We start from the raw sequence: 18,787 nt of genomic DNA on the forward strand, positions 1-18,787 counted from the left end.
CGGGCTTTCCGGCGCCGCCCCACCCCGCCACGCCCCCTCCGGGCATGTCCCCGGCCCCCCGCCCCCAGTCAGTGGAGGCCCCGTGTCACTGATCACGACGCTGGCCCGGCTGGAAGCCGTTCGCACCGGCCGCGCCCAGCCCGCCGCGACCGTCCTGCACCGGCACCTCTCCGACCACCCCCTCGTCCTGGTCCCGCTCACCACCGCGGGCGAGGCCGGTGCCCCGCTGGGCGCGCTCGTGGGCACCGACCGGGACGCCCCGCACCTCCTGGTCGTACCGCAGCCGCGGGACCGGGACCTCAGGTTCGCGTTCCTGGCCGAGCTGGCGGACATCGTGCTGCCGTACGTCGACGGATACGCCGAATCGGTGGAGGCCGCCGAGCGCAATGAGACCGATCCGGAGACCGGCAAGCGGGTCAAGGTCGAGGTCGAACTGTGCGCGGACGCCCCGCAGCTGATCCTGCCGAGCCGCGCGGGTGTCGATTTCGTACGGCTGCTCGGGCGCTCCATGCGTTTCCGGCGTACGGCGGAGCAGGACCCGGAGACCCCGTATCCGGCCCCGCCCCGGGTGCCGTTGCTGGGCCGGTGGCTGACCCACTTCGGGGAGCGGGCCCGGGTGCCGGGCTCCTCGCTGCTGCTGGCGATGACGGACGTACTGGGCCGGCACTGGTCCACCGGCCAGTCCACGCTGGAGGACCAGCACCTGGGCGCGCTGCTCGCGTGGATCGACCCTCCGCAAGGCCGCTCGGGCGCCGACGCCGCGTTGGAGGCCGAGCTCGCCCGGGACGCCCACGGCCAGCTGCTGCACCCGCCCGCGGGGCCCGCCACCGACCCGGCGTTCGACAACAAGCTGCTCGCCCCGGCCCTCCTGCGCTACGACCGCGCGCGCACCGCCCTCGCCGCCGCCGAGGACGGCCTGGAGGCCGACGACCGGCTCGGCGCGCTCACCGCCGCCGAGCAGGAGATCCGCGCCCTGGTCGCCAGTCGTACCCGGCCGACCTGGGACGCGGTGTGGCGGGGCATCGACCTGCTGCGGACGCTGCCCGAAGGGGCGCACGCCGAGGAGCGGTGGACGCGCGACCGCTGGTCGTTCACGAGCCACCGCGACCGGGTCGTGGCGGGCGAGCCCCCGCAGCCGCGCCGCGACGACGCGGTCACCGCCGCCAACAAGCTCGCCGCGCGCGAGCGCGAACAGGCCCGTCTGGAGGCACAGGAGGCGCTCGACGACCCACTGGTCATGGCCGGGCGGCGGCTGGCCGGGGAGGCGTTCGCCGGGGAGGTCACGGACGTCGTGATGACCTACAGCGAGGGAAAGCGGCCGAGCCCGCGCCCGCTGGTGACCGTACGGACCGACGACCGGCCGCATCTGGGCGAGCGGGCCAAGGGATACCGCGCGCTGGGCGGGAAGCCGCAGTCGGCCGAGTTCGTGGGGTACGAGGAGGAGGGCGCCCTCGTCGTCCTCAAGATCCTCGACAAGATGGGCCGCGGCAAGGAGCCCGAGACCGGGTCCGTGCCCGAGAAGGGCGACCGGGTGTGCTTCACGCTCTTCGAGCACGAGCAGCGCGGCGGCGCGAAGCTGCCCGACCCGGAGGACACCCCGTGGACGCACGGCGGGCCGCCCGGTGAGGCCGTGCAGGAGACCGCCGATCCCCTGACCCCCGAGGACGTCCTGTGACCACCCGGACCTTCGACCCCGGTGCCGAAGCCGCGCGGGCCACCGACGCGATCCTCCACGACACCCTGCACGGCACCCACCGCGGTGTCGTCGTCGACTCCCCGCCCGGCGCGGGCAAGTCCACCCTCGTCGTGCGTGCCGCGCTGGAACTGGCCGACGCGGGGCGCTCGCTGATGGTCGTGGCGCAGACGAACGCCCAGGTGGACGACCTGGTCCTGCGGCTCGCCGAGAAGAACCCCGAACTGCCGGTCGGGCGGCTGCACAGCAGTGACGCCGACCCGTACGACAAGGCGCTGGACGCGCTGGCGAACGTACGGAAGTCGGCGAAGGCGGGTGATCTGACCGGGCTGCCCGTGGTGATCTCCACGGCCGCCAAGTGGGGGCATGTGAAGGTCGACGAGCCGTGGGCGCACGCGATCGTGGACGAGGCGTACCAGATGCGCTCGGACGCGCTGCTGGCGGTGGCGGGGCTGTTCGAGCGGGCGCTGTTCGTGGGCGACCCCGGGCAGCTGGACCCGTTCGCGATCGTGGGCAGCGAGCAGTGGGCGGGGCTGTCGTACGACCCCTCGGCCTCGGCGGTGACGACCCTGCTGGCCCACAACCCGGAGCTGCCCCAGCACCGCCTGCCGGTGTCCTGGCGGCTGCCCGCCTCGGCCGCGCCCCTGGTCTCGGACGCCTTCTACCCGTACACGCCCTTCCGCAGCGGCACGGACCACGGCGACCGCCGGCTCACCTTCGGCGTCCCCTCGGACGGCTCGGGCCCCGACCGGGTGATCGACGCGGCGGCGGAGTCCGGCTGGGGCCTGCTGGAGCTGCCCGCGCGGCACACTCCGCGCACGGACCCCGAAGCGGTACGGGCCGTCGCGACCGTCGTACGGCGGCTGCTGGACCGGGGCGGGGCGGCCACGTCGGAACGCTCACCGGACCCCGCGCCGCTCACCGCCGACCGCATCGCCGTGGGCACGGCCCACCGCGACCAGGCGGCGGCCGTCCGTGCAGCGCTCGCCGACCTCGGCGTCATGGACGTCACCGTCGACACCGCGAACCGGCTCCAGGGCCGCGAGTACGACGTCACGGTCGTCCTCCATCCCCTCTCCGGCCGCCCCGACGCCACCGCCTTCCACCTGGAGACGGGCCGCCTGTGCGTTCTGGCCTCCCGGCACCGCCACGCGTGCGTCGTGGTGTGCCGCGCGGGCGTGAGCGAGCTGCTGGACGACTACCCGTCGACGGAACCGGTCCAGCTGGGGACCCTGGTGAAGTTTCCGGACGGCTGGGAGGCCAACCACGCGGTACTGGCACGGCTGGCGGAGCACCGGGTGGCGTGGCGGCCGTGAGCGGGAACATCGCGCGGGCCGTAGACCTTGGTACCGCCGCAGGCGCCCCCGCCCTCTTGCATGGGCGCGGGACAATGGACGGTGGCCCATGCACAGATGGGCCGTCGGTACGGACGACGTACGAGGAGGATGAAGACATGGCGGAGCCCACGCCGCGTCGGAACGAACCGCGGCTGCGCCCCGCGCCCCTGCTGTTCGAGCCCGCACAGGTGGCCGACGACCCGGAGCACTTCTTCGACCTCGAGTCGATGGACGATCCGCGCGCGCTGCTGAGCCGGTCCACCGAGCTGGCGCAGGCCTTCCGTGCGGCGGCGGACCGTGCCGTGGAGTTCCAGGCGATGGCGGCGGCCCAGCTGGCCGACCCCAGGCGCTTCGACCGGCTCACGACGGCCGACATCGCCGAGCGCGCCGAGTGGACCGAGGACTACGCCAAGAAGATGGTCGAGTTCGGCCGGGATCTGCTGGGTGGCGCGGAGGGCGGAGCGGGGCACGCCGACCCCGTGTGAGCCCGTAAACGATCCCTGGCATATGCCAGGCGGGCAAGATACCCCTCCTCGGCCCCTCCTGTCCCGATTTCCCGCAACTCTGTGGAACGTCCTGCTCACGCCCGGTAGATGTAGGCGACATGAGCACTCGCGACGAACCGCTCTCCGACACACGCTTCGACGTCTCGGACGTCACCGCGGACGGAGCCGCCTGGCTCGCCTCGGCGGGAACGTACCCGCGCAGCACCCTGGCGCTCTGGGAGGAGCGCCCCGCGGCCCCGGTCGTACTGCCCTGCGGCACCGCCTTCGACGTGGTCAGCGCCCCCGCGATCTTCGGGCGCCGGATGCTGGACCGACTCTGGGAGGAGGGGCCGGGCTCGGGGCCGGTGGCGATGCTCCGGGCCCGGATGCTGCTGTTCGCGGCGCCCGGCACGGCTCAGCGGCTGCCGTCGCTGCTGCGGTGGGAGGAGATCGGCCGTACGGCCGCGATCCCGCCGCTGCTGTGCCACGGCATCGGCGACGCGGTCACCGTCCCGGCCCCGCTGAGCGCCCCGAAATCCGCGCCGGCCTCCCGCTGGCTGGTCGCCCCCGACACCCGCCACCCGTGGCTGCCGGGCCCGGAAATCCTGCTCTGGGCGGCGGTACGCGCGGCTCGCGCCGCCGTGCGGATATCGATTTTTCCCCCCGCCGATCAGGATGCTAAGGTCTACGACGTCAGCAGGCGCCGCTAGCTCAGTTGGTTAGAGCAGCTGACTCTTAATCAGCGGGTCCGGGGTTCGAGTCCCTGGCGGCGCACAGACAGTGAAGGCCTCTCGCGACTGCGGGGGGCCTTCATCCGTGACGGCACTGCAAGGCCGCCGGGGGTCCGGGGGTCGCCCCCCGGAAGACGCAGCATCAGCGGGTCCGGGGTTCGACCCTGGCGGCGCACGTTGTCGATGGCGAGGCGTGTTCGCGGAAAGCGCGAACCGGCCTCGCCATCGTCGTTTCTGCGCGGCTGCGCCGCGCGCTGTGGGGGCTCCGCCACCCACACGCCCTCCCTCACCGAGCCGTCGGCCGGGACGTCACCCGACCGCGATCTCCACGTTCCACGCCCCCGAGGCCGTTCGCCCGGTCACCTTTACGCGTACGTGCTCGCCCGGGACCGTGAAGGTCTCGCCGGTGTCGACGGGGGCGTCCGCGAGGGGTGGGTAGACGGAGTTCTCCCAGCAGGCCTCGGTACGGGGGTGGGCGTCGATCACCTGGATCGGGCCGCCGCCGGACGCGGCGCCGCTGTGGACGCGGTAGATCAGCACGCCCTGCCGGCAGGCCGCCTCGTCGTCGCCCGTCGCCGCGCGCCCCTCGAAGGCGAGCGCGCTGTCCGCCCCGGTGCGCACGACCGCGAGCTTGGTGCCGTGACCGGGCCCGAAGATCCCGGCGTTGCCGGGGCCGGACCCCAGCGGCTCCAGCGTCAGCCGCGTCGGTTTCGGCCCCCGTACGCACGTCACCTGCCGCCGCTCCAGCCAGCCCAGCTTCCACTTGTGCCAGGCGAAAAGATCGGGGGCGAGCCCGAACTGGCTGCCCATCAGGTCCCAGTCGCCGACATAGGTGTCCCAGTCGCCCTTGCCGTCCATCGGCCGGTGGTAGAGGTCCGGCAGGTCGAACACGTGGCCCGTCTCATGGGCCAGCACCAGCCGGTCCGGCGGGTGCTTCTCGAAGACGGTGACCACCCGGCGGATGTCCGTGCCGTCGGCGCGCAGCGGTACGTCCAGGTTGACGACCTTCGTGGCGTCCGAGTCGACGCCGGGCGCGTCCGGGTCGGCGACGAAGTAGACGACGTCGTAGCGCGAGAAGTCGACCTGCCCGTCGGCCGCGGCGAGCGCGTCGCGCAGATAGGCCCCCCGGTCCGCGGCGCTCCAGTCGCGCTGTATGGCGTAGGCCGTCGACGGGCGTGGCATCCGGATCCAGTGCCGCAGCGGGTGCGGGCGCAGGGTGAAGCGGCCGTAGGAGGCGTGCTGGAAGAAGCGGGTGGTGGCCGGGAAGTGATCGGCGGCCAGCTGGGCGGGGGCGGTCATCGGCCGGGCGTCCGGGAAGGACAGGAAGACCATGACCGCGTCGAGGGCGCGGGCCGGGCGAGGATAGGCGGCGTTCCAGGTGTCGAGGCCCTCCGAGTGGTGGGCCTCGGTGCGCTCCAGGGTGCAGGGCGCCGACGAGAAGGGTTCGGCTGCCGAGGGGCCGGTGACGAGGGAGGTGGAGGCGAGGGCCGCCATGGTGGTGAACACGGCGGCGGTGCTGCGCAGTCGGGGGCGCGGGGGTGTGCGCGGAAACGGGCGCGGCAACGGGACCTCCGGGAGCGGTTTCACGGGATACCGCACCCAGCCTGTGTTGTTTTGTGGTGGTACGCCCTGTTTATCTGCACCGGATGAGTGAGGCGGCGTGACCTGACGGGCCGGCCGACACCCCCGAATCACTCACGGAACGTCACAACCGGTCCCGGGCCCCAAGAACCCGTCCAGCTGCGGGCAGAAACGATCTGCCAGAAGGGGTTGCCGGTCCTCCAGACTGGGCAATGGCTGGAAGGGCCCGGGGGCAGCCTCTATGATCGGCACACTTTCCTGCGCGGACAGCGATCGAGTGCACTGCGGGAGCGAGCGGTGAACGGAACGTCCGAAGGGCCGGCGCCCGCGGCAGACCTCGACGGGTCGGCCGTAACAGAGAGTGACATCACGACACCTGCTCGTACGGAGCCCCCGACGCACCGTGCCGCGTTCGCGGCGGCGCCCCTGGCCATGGCCGTGGTGGACCGCGAGGGCACGGTCGTCGACGCCAACCCCGCCTTCGGCGAGCTGCTCGGCGCCGTACCGGAGGAGCTGGCCGGGGCCCAGGCCGCCGACCTGGTGGATCTGGCCTCGGACGCCCGCACCTGGCACTCCTACCGCGAGGTGCTGCGCGGCCGGCAGTCGAAATTGCGCTTCAAGCGGCGGCTCAAGCATCCCGACGGGCACTCGATGTGGGCGCAGATCACGATCACCCCGCTGGCCGAAGGCCCCCAGGAATCCCCCGGCGTCCTGCTGTCCGTCGCCGACATCACCGCCCGCCGTGAACTCCAGGCCCGGCTGCGGCACTTGCAGATGCACGACCCGGTGACGCGGCTGCCCAACCGCACGCTGTTCTTCGAACGGCTGACGGCCGCGCTGGAGCCGGAGTCGTACGAGCAGGGCGGCACGGGCCGGATCGGGCTGTGCTACCTGGACCTCGACGGGTTCCAGGCCGTCAACGACACCCTCGGCCACCGGGTCGGCGACCGGCTGCTGGCCGCCGTCGCCGAGCGGCTCACGCGCTGCGCGGACGAGGCCGGCCACGGGCGGGCGACCGCTCCCCTGGTGGCGAGGCTGGGCGGTGACGAGTTCGCGCTGCTCGTCGAGGACTCCACGGGCACCGAACAGCTCGCCGACCTCGCCGAGTCCTTGCTGAAGGCCGTCCAGGCGCCCTTCGACGTCTCCGGCAACCGGATGTCGGTGTCGGCGTCGATCGGGGTCGTCGAGCGGCAGGCGGAGGGCACCTCGGCGACGGGTCTGATGCAGGCCGCCGACACCACGCTGTACTGGGCCAAGGCGGACGGCCGGGACCGCTGGACGCTCTTCGACCCCGAGCGCAACGCCCACCGCATGACCCGCCAGGCCCTTGCCTCCACGCTCCGCCCGGCCATCGAGCGCGGCGAGTTCCAGCTGGAGTACCAGCCGCTGGTGGGCATGGAGGACGGCCGGCTGCGCGGGGTGGAGGCGCTGGTGCGCTGGAACCACCCGCAGTTCGGGATGCTGACGCCGAATCGGTTCATCGCACTGGCCGAGGAGGACGGATCGATCGTCCCGCTCGGCCGCTGGATCCTCGACACCGCGTGCCGCCAGGCCCGTCAGTGGCAGCTCGACCACCCCGACGAGCCGCCGATCTTCGTCAGCGTCAACGTGGCGGTCCGTCAGGTGTGGGACTCCGACCTGGTCGCGGACGTGGCGAAGACCCTCGCGGAGACCGGCCTGGCACCCCATCTCCTCCAGCTCGAACTCACCGAGTCCGCGGTGATGGGCTCGGCGGGCCGCCCGCTGCAGGCCCTCCAGGCGCTGAGCGACATGGGCGTCGGCATCGCGATCGACGACTTCGGCACGGGCTACTCGAACCTCGCCTACCTCAGCCGCCTGCCGGTCTCCGTCCTGAAGCTGGACGGCTCCTTCGTGCGCGGCTTCCAGTACGAGGGCGAGGGCGTCCCCCCGAACCCGGCCGACGAGGTCGTCGTCGAGGCGATGATCCAGCTCGCCCACCGCCTCGGCCTCACCGTCACCGCGGAGTGCGTCGAGACCTCGGCCCAGGCCAGCCGCCTACGCCGGATCGGCTGCGACACCGGCCAGGGCTGGCTGTACTCGCGGCCGGTGTCGCCGGATCGCATCTCCGGGCTGATGGGCGTGAAGGCCTAGCGGGTCGTGGGCAGTCCGTAGGCGTCCGCGACGAGTTCGTAGGAGCGCAGGCGTGCGTCACCGCTGTGCGCGTTGCCCGTGAGCATCAACTCGTCGGCGCCGGTGCGCTTGTGGAGGTCGTCGAGGCCGGAGCGGACCTCGTCGGCGGTGCCGTGGATGACGTTGGCGTTCCAGGAGTTGGCGAACTCCTCCTCCATCGGGCTGAATTCGTGGGCCTCCGCCTCCTCGGGGGTGGGGACCAGGCCGGGACGGCCGGTGCGCAGCCGGATCATGCTGAGCGCGGCGGCGCGGACCTGGCGGCGGGCCTCCCGCTCGTCGTCGGTGGCGAGGGCGGAGACGCCGATGAGGGCGTACGGCTCGTCGAGGACCGCGGAGGGCCGGAAGGACTCGCGGTACAGGTCCAGGGCCGGGACGGTGTTCTGCGCCGAGAAGTGGTGCGCGAAGGCGAAGGGCAGGCCCAGGGAGCCGGCCAGCTGGGCGCTGAAGCCGGAGGAGCCGAGCAGCCAGAGCGGCGGGCGGTGCGGGGACTGGACGCCACCGGGTGAGGTCGCCTGGACGGGACCGGGTACGGCGTGGATACGGCGGTAGGGGTGGCCGTCGGGGAAGTCGTCGTCCAGGAAGCGGGTGAGCTCGGCGAGCTGCTGGGGGAAGTCGTCGGCGCCTTCGTTCAGCCGGTCACTGCGGCGCAGGGCGGCCGCGGTGGCGCCGTCCGTGCCGGGCGCCCGGCCGAGGCCCAGGTCGATCCGTCCGGGGGCCATCGCCTCCAGCGTGCCGAACTGCTCCGCGATCACCAGCGGGGCGTGATTGGGGAGCATGACGCCGCCCGAGCCGAGCCGGATGCGGGTGGTGTGGGCGGCGAGGTGGGCGAGGATCACCGCGGGGGACGAGGACGCCACGCCCGGCATGGAGTGGTGCTCGGCGATCCAGTAGCGGTGGAAGCCGCGGGACTCGGTGAGCCTGGCGATGGCGACGCTGGTGCGCAGGGCGTCGCCGGCCGTGCGTCCGGCGCCGACGGTGACCAGGTCCAGTACCGAGAGAGGTACGGGGGCGGTGCCCTGTGCGGTACCTCGGATCTCGTCTTCCGCCACGGTGGGGTGCCTCCTGCTCATGAGCCGTGCGCTGTCAGTCACGAAGTAACAGGAGAGTGTCTCCGTTTATTCCCCGGGGCGGATCGAGGATTCCTGGAGCACCGGCTTCCGCATCCCGACCTGCGTCGACGGCTTGCCGCACCGGCCCCCGGGTACTCAAAGCGCACAAATCCACAATCCGGAGGGATCGCCATGACGCGAGAGAACCGGTCGCGGCCGTCGGAACTCGGACCGCTCGAACCCGGCACCAGACAGCGCGCCCAGTTGTCCATCCGTATCGCCGACATCGCGTGGACCGCGCTGAGTGTCGTCGCCGCCCTGTGGGTGGTCCTGGCCGCCGCCGACGCCGTGCGCGGCACCGGCTCGTGGGCCTACTGCGCCGTGGCCCTGGTACTGCTGGCCATCGGCCTGACGATGCGGTTGCGTGCCGTCCGCCGCCGCGACCGGATGTGACGGGAGGCAGGCCGTGGAACGCGTCAACTCCTTTCTCGGCAAGCACCTGTGGGTCCAGGCCGCCCTGTCCCTCCTGGTCGCGTGCGCCGTGGTGCTGCTGCTGTCCCCGGATCGCTCGATCGCCTCGGTCCCGCTGTACGTGGTGTTCGCCTCGGTCGGCGGGGTCGGCGTCATGCTCGCCGTGCGGCGCCGGGAGAAGCAGGCCGCCGGAGGCTCCGTGGACAGCCTCGTGTCGCTCGACCGGAAGCTTCGCCGGGGCGAGGTCCCCACGGCGCCGCAGGAGCGGCAGGTCGTGCGCGACCTGGTCGAACAGCGTCTGCACCGGTCCCGCCACCGGGTCGCGGCCCAGGTCTTCCTCGCCGTCCTGTTCTGCGCGGTCGTGGTGCTGACGGCCCTGACCGCGAGCCTGCCGCAGACCCTCGGCATGGGCCTGTTCGCCGGGGTCTTCCTGGGCTGGCTCGTCCTGTACGGAAACCGTCAGCACCGGCGACTGCGCGCCATGCACACGGAACTCACCGCCGAGGCCGCCCAGGACCGTCGGCGGTGAGCCCGTGAACAGGCGCGTCTCACACCTGGACGATCGGCTCCCTGGTGAACAGCGCCCCCATGGCCGGAGCGTTCACCCGGCGGTCCGTCAGCCGCAGCGCCTCCCAGACCGTGACCTGGTTCGCGGTGAGGACCGGCTTGCCGAGCTCCTTCTCCAGGGCCGGGATGTGCGTGGCCGTGTGGAGGGCGGTGTCCGGGAGGAGCACCGCCTCGGCGTCCGGCGAGTCGGCCTCCCGGGCCAGCGCGAAGACCTCCTCCTCGCCCCAGGTGCCGACCTCCGCGGCGGTGATGATCCCGGCGCCGCGGACCTGGAGGACCTCGACTCCGCCCGCCCGCAGGAACTCCGCGAACAGGCCGGCCACGTCGTCCGGGTAGGTCGCCGCGACCGCCACCCGCTCGGCCCCGATCTCCTGGGCCGCGTGCACGAAGGCGAACGACGTCGAGGACGCGGCCATGCCGGCCGCGCGGGCGAGGGTGCGCACCTGCTCGTGGGCACCCTCCCAGCCGTAGACGAAACTGCCGCTGGTGCAGGCCCAGACGACGGACTCGGCGCCCGACATGCGCAGTTCCTCGACACCGGCGGCGAGCCGTTCGGCCGAGCCCATCTCCAGGAGGGCGTCCACGCGGTGCGCGTCGGTGCCGATGTCGGTGTGGACGACGTCCAGGCGGATGTCGCTGCCCAGGAGCTGTTCGATGCGTGGATAGTCGTCCTCGGCGGAGTGGCCCGGGTAGAGGAATCCGAGAGCGGTCATGTCCAGCCTTCCTGCTGCTGCTCTTCGTCCGGCAGGCCCCGGACTTCCGGCAGTCCCGGAATCTCCGGGCGCACGGGGCCGTACCTCGCCGCCGGATCGATCAGCGCCTGGTACGGTCCCACGGCTCGGGTACCCAGTCGGCGCAGCGCGGCCCACATCGTCACCTGGTTGGCCGAGATCACCGGTATGCGCAGTTCCGCTTCCAGTTGCGGGATGACGTCGTACGTGGGCAGGTTGGTGCAGCTGATGAACAGGGCCTGCGCGTCGCCCCGTACGGCCTTGTGGGCCATCTCGGAGACCTGGCGGTAGGGCACCTTCCAGATGTGCCGGGTCAGGCCCATGTAGGCGCATCCGGTGACCGAGACGCCCGCCTCGGCGACGTACTCCTCCAGCGACCTGGTCACCGACACCGTGTACGGCGTCACCAGCGCCACCCGGCGGACGTCGAGTTCGGCGAGGGCGTCCAGGAGGGCGCCGGACGTGGTCAGGGACGGGACCGCGCCCGCCCTGGTCATGGCCGCGCACATGGCGCGTTCCCCGGCGATTCCGCCGACGAAGCTGCCGGAGGTGCAGGCGTAGGCGACGACCTCGGGGGCGATGGCGTTGAGCGTGCGCACCGCCTCGTGCAGGGTCTCGTGCTCGCTGACCAGACGGGCCAGGTCGAGACTGACCTCGACGGGGACGTACGGGGTGCGGGTCAGATGGAGCGAGATCTCGTCGGGGACCCACCGCCACAGCTCGCGATCCAGCGCGAAGTCGAAGGGGGCGACGACACCGACACCGCGCTGGGGGCGCGGACCACCTAGAAAGGAAACGTCCATGGCAGAGACCGGCCTCACGGTGAGAGACGGGGGGACAGCGGTACGTGCACAACGCCCGTGTTGACGAAGGTAGGTTCGGGTGCGAGCGTGGTCAATCCGCCCATGTCACGCTCACGTCACACCGGTGTCACCGCCGGCGTTTCCGCCCATGTCAGACGCCCGGCAGCGCTCGCGATAATCCGTAGAAACGGTGCCTCGATGTCCGTCCCCACCCTTCTCGTCCTTGACGCCGACCCCCTGCCCCGGCTCGGAAAGCTCACCGGCCGGGCCCGGATCGAGCACGCGGACGCGACCACACTCGCCGAGCGGCTGCCGTCCGCCGACGTGCTGCTGGTCTGGGACTTCACCTCGACCGCGGTGCGTGACGCATGGCCGGGCGAGGGCCCGCGGCCGCGCTGGGTGCACACGGCGAGCGCGGGCGTGGACCATCTGATGTGCCCCGAACTCGCCGTCTCCGACACGGTGGTGACCAACGCCCGCGGGGTCTTCGACCAGCCGATCGCCGAGTACGTCGCCGCGCTGGTCCTGACGATGGCGAAGGACCTGCCCCGGACCCTGGAACTGCAGCGGGAGGGCGTGTGGCGGCACCGGGAGTCCCAGCGGGTGGCCGGGACCCGTGCCTGTGTGGTCGGTTCCGGGCCCATCGGGCGGGCGATCGTGAGCACCCTCAAGGCGCTCGGCATCACCACGGCCCTCGTCGGCCGCCGTTCCCGCACCGGGATCCACGGCCCCGACGACCTCGACCGTCTGATGGCCCGCGCCGACTGGGTGATCGCGGCCGCCCCGCTCACCGAGGACACGCACGGCATGTTCGACGCCCGCCGCTTCGGGATGATGCAGCCCTCCGCGCGGTTCATCAACATCGGCCGGGGTCAGCTGGTCGTCGAGGACGCGCTGGTGGAGGCGGTGTCCAAGCGGTGGATCGCCGGGGCCGCCCTCGATGTGTTCGACACCGAACCGCTGCCGCCCGACAGTCCGTTGTGGCAGGTGCCGGGCCTGATCGTGTCCCCGCACATGAGCGGCGACACGGTCGGCTGGCGCGATGAACTCGGCGCGCAGTTCCTGCAGTTGTACGACCGCTGGGAGGCGGGCAGATCACTGGCGAACGTGGTCGACAAGCAACGCGGGTACGTGCCAGGGCACTGAACGTGAGCGGAGGGGCACATGCAGGACCTCACCGAACTGACCGCCGTACAACTCGTGGAGGGCTACCGCAAGGGCGAGTTCAGCCCAGTGGAGGCGACCCGGGCGGCTCTCGACCGGGCCGAACGGATCCAGCCGGAGGTGAACGCGTTCGTGCGCCTGACCGGCGAGGAGGCCCTGGCGCAGGCCCGCGCCTCGGCCGACCGCTGGCGACGGGGGGAGCCGTCCGGCGCGGTGGACGGCGTCCCGGTCACGGTGAAGGACATCCTGCTGCTGCGCGGCGCCCCGACCCTGAAGGGCTCCAGGACGATCCCGGAGAGCGGCAGCTGGGACGAGGACGCGCCGTCCGTCGCCCGGCTGCGCGAGCAGGGCGCGGTCTTCCTCGGCAAGACCACGACCCCCGAGTTCGGCTGGAAGGGCGTCACGGACTCGCCGCTGTCGGGCGTGACGCGCAATCCCTACGACCCGACGCGCACCGCGGGCGGCTCCAGCGGGGGCGCCGCGGCGGCCGTGGCGCTTGGCGCGGGGCCGCTCGCGCTCGGCACGGACGGCGGGGGCAGCGTCCGTATCCCGGCCGCGTTCTGCGGGATCTTCGCCCTCAAACCGACGTACGGCCGCGTGCCGCTGTACCCGGCGAGCGCCTTCGGCACCCTCGCCCACGTGGGCCCGATGACCCGCGACGCGGCCGACGCGGCACTGCTCCTCGACGTCATCGGGGTGCCGGACTCCCGTGACTGGTCGGCGCTGGGCCCGGCGGCCGGCCCGTTCACGGCGGCCCTGTCGGGCCGGGTGCGCGGGCTGCGGGTCGCGTACTCACCGTCCCTCGGCGGCCAGGTGGCCGTCCAGCCCGCGGTCGCCGCGGCGGTACGGCGGGCCGTGGAGCGCCTGGCCGGACTCGGCGCGTACGTCACCGAGACCGATCCCGACTTCGCCGACCCGGTGGACGCCTTCCACACCCTGTGGTTCAGCGGGGCGGCCCGGGTGACCCAGCATCTCGGGCCGCACCAGCGGGAGGTGCTGGATCCGGGGCTCCGGGCGATCTGCGGTCTCGGGTCGCGCATGAGCGCGCTCGACTACCTCGCCGCGGTGGACGTCCGGATGGAGCTCGGGCGCCGGATGGGCCGCTTCCACGACTCCTACGACCTGTTGGTCACCCCGGCCCTTCCGATCACCGCGTTCGAGGCGGGCACGGAGGTCCCGAAGGGCTCCGGGCACCACCGCTGGACGGGGTGGACGCCCTTCACGTACCCCTTCAACATGACCCAGCAGCCCGCCGCGTCCGTCCCGGTGGGGACCGACGCCGACGGGCTGCCGGTGGGGTTGCAGATCGTGGCGGCCCGGCACCGGGACGACCTGGTGCTGCGAGCGGCGCACGCACTCTACGAGGCGGAAACCGCGGGTATCCGGCCACCCGCCCCGGCCCGCGCGAGGAGCGTCACGCCCGGCTGAACCGGAGGCTCTCGCCGAGGGCGCCCGCGCGCCAGAGGTCGTTGCAGCCCTCGGCCAGGGCGTCCAGCCCGTCCACCACCTGCCCCCAGACGATCCCCGGCACCCAGCCCACATCGGCGTTCAGGAGCAGGTTGTTGCGTTCGTAGAACAGTGCCAGGTCGACGACGGTCGTGCCCGCGCGGACCTCACGGTCGTAGCCGTAGGACTTGGTGCCGAGCTCGGCGCCCGCGAAGGAGAAATAACAGAGATCTCCGGGAATCGGGGTAACTGTCGGATTTTCCAGGGGTGGTTCCGATTCTGCGAAAGGCGGGAAAAGCGCGTAGATCTCGTTGCGTGCGTACTTCGCGTGGTAGACGTCACCGGCGAGCGGCAGGGCATCCCATACGGCCGCGCAGGTGATCGGCGCCCGATCGTCCAGGAGCTTTGCCGTGGCGGTGATTCCCCGCTTGACCAGCGAGACTTCGATGTAGCGGTCAGCCATGCATTCCATGGTCCCCCGCCGGTCAAGAGGGCCTCGGTCCGGAACGGGGCTCAAATCGATCTGCATAAGTCGCATCCGGTCGGGTAGCCGCGCCGCCATGGCTCCACCACTGGAACATGGCGAACACATATCCGGGACCACCCGCCGGTCGCTGCTCGCGGGGGTGGCGGCGCTCGGTGCCCTGGGCGCCGCGGGCTGCTCCCGCGTGGCCACCGCCTCGACCAAGGGAGGCGGTGAACTGCTCGACCGGCTCAGGGCGGCAGGTGTCGTACGGCTGGGAATCGCGGGCGAGATCCCGTTCGGATACATCGACAAGAACGGCGACCTGACCGGCGAGGCACCAGAACTCGCGAGGGTCATATTCAAGCGGCTCGGGGTGGACAAGGTGCAGCCCGTGCCCACCGAGTTCGGCTCGCTCATTCCCGGGCTGAATTCTCAGCAGTTCGATGTCGTGGCGGCCGGGATGTACGTCACACCGGAACGCTGCGAACAGGTGATCTTCGCAGATCCCGACTATCAGATGCTCGATTCCTTCATCGTGCGCAAGGGAAATCCCAAAGGTCTTCACAACTACAAGGACGTCGTCACGAAGAAGGCGAAGTTCGCCACCGGGACCGGCTACGCGGAGATCGGGTACGCCGTCGAGGCGGGTTACAAGGAAAGCGACATCCTGATCGTGCCGGACCAGGTCGCGGGGCTGAACGCGGTGGAGGCGGGACGCGTCGACGTGTTCGCCGGGACCGCGCTCACCACCCGCGAGGTGGTGAAGAAATCGGCCAAGGCGGAGGCCACCAAGGCCTTCACCCCGACCGTCGGCGGCAAACCGCACGTCGACGGGGGCGCCTTCGCGTTCCGCCGGACCGAGACGAACCTGCGGGACGCCTTCAACGCCGAGCTGCGGAAGCTGAAGAAGAGCGGGGAGCTGTTCCGGGTCCTCAAGCCCTTCGGGTTCACGCAGGCCGAGATGACGGACCTGACCGCGAAGGAGCTCTGCGGCGGATGACCTCCGGACTCTGGGAACTGGTACTCAAGGGCATCTGGACGACGGTCCAGCTGCTGTTCTTCAGCGCGATCCTCGCGGCCGCCGTGTCCTTCGTGGTCGGCGTCCTGCGCACCCACCGGCTGTGGATCGTCCGCTTCCTGGCGGGCTTCTACACCGAGGTGTTCCGCGGGACCTCGGCGCTGGTGATGATCTTCTGGGTGTTCTTCGTGCTGCCCCCGGCCTTCGGCTGGCAGCTGGTGCCGATGTGGGCGGGCACGCTCGCACTCGGACTGACCTACGGGGCCTACGGCTCCGAGATCGTGCGCGGGGCGCTCAAGGCGGTCGACCCGGCCCAGCAGGAGGGCGGGATCGCGCTGAGCTTCACGCCCTGGCAGCGCCTGCGGCTGATCCTGCTGCCGCAGGCGGTGCCGGAGATGATCCCGCCGTTCTCCAACCTGCTGATCGAACTGCTCAAGGGCACCGCGCTGGTGTCCGTGATGGGCATGGGAGATCTGGCGTTCAGCGGCAACCTGGTGCGGCTCGCGCTCCAGGAGAGTGCCGGGATCTACACGTATCTGCTGCTCATCTACTTCGTGATCGCCTTCCTGTTCACCCGGTTGATGCGCGGCCTCGAGAAGAAGCTCAAGGCGGGGGTCGGCAAGGAGCCCACGCGTGAGGTCCAGGTGCCCCAGCCGGTCGGAGGGAGTGTCGGATGACATGGGACTGGAGTGCCGTCAGCGACTTCATGCCGCAGTTCTGGGACGGGCTGCTGGTCACCCTGCAGGCCCTCGCGCTCGGCTCGCTGATCTCCTTCGCGCTCGGCCTGGTGTGGGCGCTGCTGATGCGTGCGCCCTCGCGGTTCGTACGCTGGCCGGTCGGGGTGGTCACGGAGTTCGTGCGCAACACCCCGCTGCTGGTCCAGCTGTTCTTCCTGTTCTATGTGCTGCCCGAGTGGGGCGTGACCCTCTCGGCACTGGCCACCGGTGTCATCGGGATCGGGCTGCACTACTCGACGTACACCATGCAGGTCTACCGGGCCGGTATCGAGGCGGTGCCGACCGGCCAGTGGGAGGCGGCGACGGCGCTGAACCTGCCACGCGTGCGGACCTGGCAGGTGGTGATCCTGCCGCAGGCGATCCGCCGGGTCGTGCCGGCTCTCGGCAACTACGTGATCTCGATGCTCAAGGACACACCGATGCTGATGGTCATCACGGTCCTGGAGATGCTCGGCGAGGCACGGCTGTTCGCCCAGGAGCACTTCCAGTTCACCGAGCCGCTGACCGTGATCGGTGTGGCCTTCATCGTCATCTCCTATCTGGCCTCCCTTCTTCTGCGATCCCTGGAGCGACGTCTTGTCCGCTGACACTCCCCTGATGAAAGAACCCGACGCAGGCGCCAACCCGCCGGTGGACGGCAGCGAGCTGATCCGCTTCGAGAACGTGACCAAGCGCTTCGGGTCGAACACCGTCCTGGACCGGCTGAACTTCTCCGTCGACTCCGGCAAGCACGTGACGCTGATCGGCCCCTCCGGGTCCGGCAAGACCACGATCCTGCGGATGCTGATGACGCTGACCAAGCCCGACGAGGGCACGGTCACGGTCGACGGCCAGACCATGTTCCCGGCGCCGGAGAAGCAGCTGCGCGAGGTGCGCAAGAAGATCGGGATGGTCTTCCAGCAGTTCAACCTGTTCCCGAACATGACGGTCCTGCGCAACATCACCGAGGCGCCCGTCACCGTGCTCGGCATGTCCAAGGACGAGGCGGAGGCACGCGCGCGTGAGCTGCTCGACCTGGTGGGCCTCGCCGACAAGGCCGACGCCCGGCCGACCCAGCTCTCCGGCGGCCAGCAGCAGCGGGTGGCGATCGCGCGGGCACTGGCCATGCGGCCACGGGTGCTGCTGCTCGACGAGGTGACCTCGGCGCTCGACCCGGAGCTGGTCGCCGGCGTCCTCGACGTGCTGCGGGACATCGCCCGCACCACCGACATCACGATGCTCTGTGTGACCCACGAGATGAACTTCGCCCGGGACATCTCCGACCAGGTCCTGATGTTCGACTCGGGCCGGATCATCGAGTCGGGCGCGCCGGAGAAGATCTTCAGCGACCCCGAGCAGGACCGCACCCGGGAATTTCTCAGCGCGGTTCTCTGACGCCAAGAGATGAACAGCGTTCAACCTTCGAGGTCCCGGACCCGGGTCATGTCTCTGGCATATGCCAGAGTGTCAGCGTCCCTGCTGAGAGGCACGGCCCGGGGACGGAATCTCGTCAACAGCCGCTCACTACAAGCCTTTTGCCGGTTATCGTGGAGGGGATCGCTGTCTGGATTACGGCCCAGTAGTAGTGCGACCGAGCGAGCGCAGGGGGAAAACCGTGGCGCTGAAGCACGAACCGACCGCGCCGTACCACTCGGCCCAGGACGCGCTGCGCGTCCTGGAGACAGTGGCGCGGCACACCGCCGGAGTCACCGACGTCGAACTCGCCCGTACCACCGGCCTCGACCCGGAGCGGCTGACCACCCTCCTGAGGATGCTGCGCCGCGAGGGGTACGTCGAGCAGGTCGCCGACGGCGCGTATGTGACGGGAGCCGCCCTGACCAGGCTGAGCTCCTCGCACGACCGTGACGAGGCCCTGCGCGACAAGCTCCAGCACACCCTCGACGAACTGCGCGACTCGATCGGCGCGGCCGTCTACATCAGCCGGTACGTCGACGGCGAGGTCACCATCGCCCAGTACGCCGACGGTCCCGCGACCCCGGCGGTCAACGAGTGGGTGGACTTCCGCTCCTCCGCCCACGCCACCGCCCTCGGCAAGAGCCTGCTCAGCCAGCTCGACCACAACGGCCGCCGCGACCACCTCTCCCGGCACCGCATGACCCGGCTCACCTCGAGGACCATCACCAACGACAAGCTGCTGCTCTCCCGCCTGGAGTCCCAGCCGCCCACGGTCCCCCATCTCGACCTCCAGGAGTACGCGGTGGGCACGGTGTGCGCGGCGGTGCCGATCACCGCGGGGTCGTCGGTGGGATGCCTTGCGCTGTCCTTGCCGCTCGACCAGGCGCATCGGCTCCGCCAGGCGACGGACCGCTTGAACAGGGGGGCTGCACCGGTCCTCCTGTCACTGGCGATCTAGGTGG

At 71.3% G+C, this 18,787-nt stretch carries 19 protein-coding genes and 1 tRNA gene; 15 read left to right on the forward strand and 5 right to left on the reverse strand.

What is annotated here, in order from left to right:
* Positions 1–82: 82 nt before the first annotated feature.
* From AQJ46_RS38370 to AQJ46_RS38390, 5 genes are all read left to right on the forward strand, one after another.
* A complete protein-coding gene (locus tag AQJ46_RS38370; RefSeq protein ID WP_059209981.1) occupies positions 83–1,675 on the forward strand; it encodes a hypothetical protein in 1,593 nt (530 codons plus the stop codon).
* Positions 1,672–3,009 (forward strand): AAA domain-containing protein, encoded by a 1,338-nt coding sequence (locus AQJ46_RS38375; RefSeq protein WP_059209982.1) that lies wholly within the window; start codon positions 1,672–1,674, stop codon positions 3,007–3,009. Before AQJ46_RS38370 ends, AQJ46_RS38375 begins: the two co-directional genes overlap by 4 nt.
* A 137-nt stretch (positions 3,010–3,146) precedes the next feature.
* Positions 3,147–3,515 carry a hypothetical protein gene (locus AQJ46_RS38380; protein WP_059209983.1) on the forward strand — a complete coding sequence of 123 codons (369 nt, stop codon included), beginning with the start codon at positions 3,147–3,149 and terminating at the stop codon, positions 3,513–3,515.
* 119 nt (positions 3,516–3,634) lie between these two features.
* Positions 3,635–4,225 carry a bifunctional DNA primase/polymerase gene (locus AQJ46_RS38385; protein WP_059209984.1) on the forward strand — a complete coding sequence of 197 codons (591 nt, stop codon included), beginning with the start codon at positions 3,635–3,637 and terminating at the stop codon, positions 4,223–4,225.
* Positions 4,216–4,289 (forward strand) — tRNA-Lys (locus AQJ46_RS38390). The genes AQJ46_RS38385 and AQJ46_RS38390 overlap by 10 nt, the downstream gene beginning before the upstream one ends.
* Positions 4,290–4,555: 266 nt before the next feature.
* On the opposite strand, the gene AQJ46_RS38395 is transcribed toward AQJ46_RS38390, so the two are convergent.
* On the reverse strand, positions 4,556–5,809 hold the full coding sequence (locus tag AQJ46_RS38395; RefSeq protein WP_059209985.1) for a M6 family metalloprotease domain-containing protein: 1,254 nt from the start codon (positions 5,807–5,809) through the stop codon (positions 4,556–4,558).
* A 315-nt stretch (positions 5,810–6,124) separates the two neighbouring features.
* Here AQJ46_RS38395 and AQJ46_RS38400 point away from each other — a divergent pair, with 315 nt between their 5' ends.
* Positions 6,125–7,939 carry a putative bifunctional diguanylate cyclase/phosphodiesterase gene (locus tag AQJ46_RS38400; protein ID WP_059209986.1) on the forward strand — a complete coding sequence of 605 codons (1,815 nt, stop codon included), beginning with the start codon at positions 6,125–6,127 and terminating at the stop codon, positions 7,937–7,939.
* Here AQJ46_RS38400 and AQJ46_RS38405 read toward each other — a convergent pair.
* A complete protein-coding gene (locus tag AQJ46_RS38405; protein WP_059209987.1) occupies positions 7,936–9,048 on the reverse strand; it encodes an LLM class flavin-dependent oxidoreductase in 1,113 nt (370 codons plus the stop codon). The genes AQJ46_RS38400 and AQJ46_RS38405 overlap by 4 nt on opposite strands.
* A 171-nt stretch (positions 9,049–9,219) precedes the next feature.
* Here AQJ46_RS38405 and AQJ46_RS38410 point away from each other — a divergent pair, with 171 nt between their 5' ends.
* Both AQJ46_RS38410 and AQJ46_RS38415 read left to right on the forward strand, forming a co-directional pair.
* On the forward strand, positions 9,220–9,480 hold the full coding sequence (locus tag AQJ46_RS38410; RefSeq protein ID WP_059209988.1) for a hypothetical protein: 261 nt from the start codon (positions 9,220–9,222) through the stop codon (positions 9,478–9,480).
* A gap of 13 nt (positions 9,481–9,493) precedes the next feature.
* Positions 9,494–10,027 carry a hypothetical protein gene (locus AQJ46_RS38415; protein WP_059210146.1) on the forward strand — a complete coding sequence of 178 codons (534 nt, stop codon included), beginning with the start codon at positions 9,494–9,496 and terminating at the stop codon, positions 10,025–10,027.
* A 19-nt stretch (positions 10,028–10,046) separates the two neighbouring features.
* Here AQJ46_RS38415 and AQJ46_RS38420 read toward each other — a convergent pair whose 3' ends face one another.
* Together AQJ46_RS38420 and AQJ46_RS38425 are read right to left on the reverse strand one after the other, a co-directional pair.
* On the reverse strand, positions 10,047–10,778 hold the full coding sequence (locus tag AQJ46_RS38420) for a maleate cis-trans isomerase family protein (protein ID WP_059209989.1): 732 nt from the start codon (positions 10,776–10,778) through the stop codon (positions 10,047–10,049).
* On the reverse strand, positions 10,775–11,599 hold the full coding sequence (locus AQJ46_RS38425; RefSeq protein WP_059209990.1) for a maleate cis-trans isomerase family protein: 825 nt from the start codon (positions 11,597–11,599) through the stop codon (positions 10,775–10,777). Before AQJ46_RS38425 ends, AQJ46_RS38420 begins: the two co-directional genes overlap by 4 nt.
* A 198-nt stretch (positions 11,600–11,797) precedes the next feature.
* Between AQJ46_RS38425 and AQJ46_RS38430 the strand changes: the two genes are divergently transcribed.
* Together AQJ46_RS38430 and AQJ46_RS38435 are read left to right on the forward strand one after the other, a co-directional pair.
* Positions 11,798–12,745: a D-2-hydroxyacid dehydrogenase gene (locus tag AQJ46_RS38430; RefSeq protein WP_059209991.1), complete on the forward strand. Its 948-nt coding sequence runs from the start codon at positions 11,798–11,800 to the stop codon at positions 12,743–12,745.
* A gap of 18 nt (positions 12,746–12,763) precedes the next feature.
* Positions 12,764–14,191 carry an amidase gene (locus tag AQJ46_RS38435; protein WP_059209992.1) on the forward strand — a complete coding sequence of 476 codons (1,428 nt, stop codon included), beginning with the start codon at positions 12,764–12,766 and terminating at the stop codon, positions 14,189–14,191.
* Here the strand turns inward: AQJ46_RS38435 and AQJ46_RS38440 are convergent.
* Positions 14,178–14,672, reverse strand: coding sequence for a DUF3830 family protein (locus AQJ46_RS38440; RefSeq protein WP_059209993.1), 495 nt, complete (start codon positions 14,670–14,672; stop codon positions 14,178–14,180). The genes AQJ46_RS38435 and AQJ46_RS38440 overlap by 14 nt on opposite strands.
* 97 nt (positions 14,673–14,769) lie before the next feature.
* Between AQJ46_RS38440 and ehuB the strand changes: the two genes are divergently transcribed.
* From ehuB to AQJ46_RS38465, 5 genes are all read left to right on the forward strand, one after another.
* Entirely contained in the window at positions 14,770–15,675 is a 906-nt protein-coding gene (ehuB, locus tag AQJ46_RS38445) for an ectoine/hydroxyectoine ABC transporter substrate-binding protein EhuB (RefSeq protein WP_059209994.1), read from the forward strand.
* Positions 15,672–16,370 (forward strand): ectoine/hydroxyectoine ABC transporter permease subunit EhuC, encoded by a 699-nt coding sequence (ehuC, locus tag AQJ46_RS38450; protein WP_059209995.1) that lies wholly within the window; start codon positions 15,672–15,674, stop codon positions 16,368–16,370. Before ehuB ends, ehuC begins: the two co-directional genes overlap by 4 nt.
* Entirely contained in the window at positions 16,367–17,017 is a 651-nt protein-coding gene (ehuD, locus tag AQJ46_RS38455; RefSeq protein ID WP_057610923.1) for an ectoine/hydroxyectoine ABC transporter permease subunit EhuD, read from the forward strand. The genes ehuC and ehuD overlap by 4 nt, the downstream gene beginning before the upstream one ends.
* Positions 17,018–17,027: 10 nt before the next feature.
* Positions 17,028–17,804 (forward strand): ectoine/hydroxyectoine ABC transporter ATP-binding protein EhuA, encoded by a 777-nt coding sequence (gene ehuA / locus AQJ46_RS38460; protein WP_059209996.1) that lies wholly within the window; start codon positions 17,028–17,030, stop codon positions 17,802–17,804.
* 220 nt (positions 17,805–18,024) lie between these two features.
* Positions 18,025–18,783, forward strand: coding sequence for an IclR family transcriptional regulator (locus tag AQJ46_RS38465; RefSeq protein WP_059209997.1), 759 nt, complete (start codon positions 18,025–18,027; stop codon positions 18,781–18,783).
* The last annotated feature ends 4 nt before the right edge of the window (positions 18,784–18,787 follow it).

Source organism: Streptomyces canus, from assembly GCF_001514145.1.
In the GTDB taxonomy this organism is placed as follows: Bacteria; Actinomycetota; Actinomycetes; order Streptomycetales; family Streptomycetaceae; genus Streptomyces; species Streptomyces canus.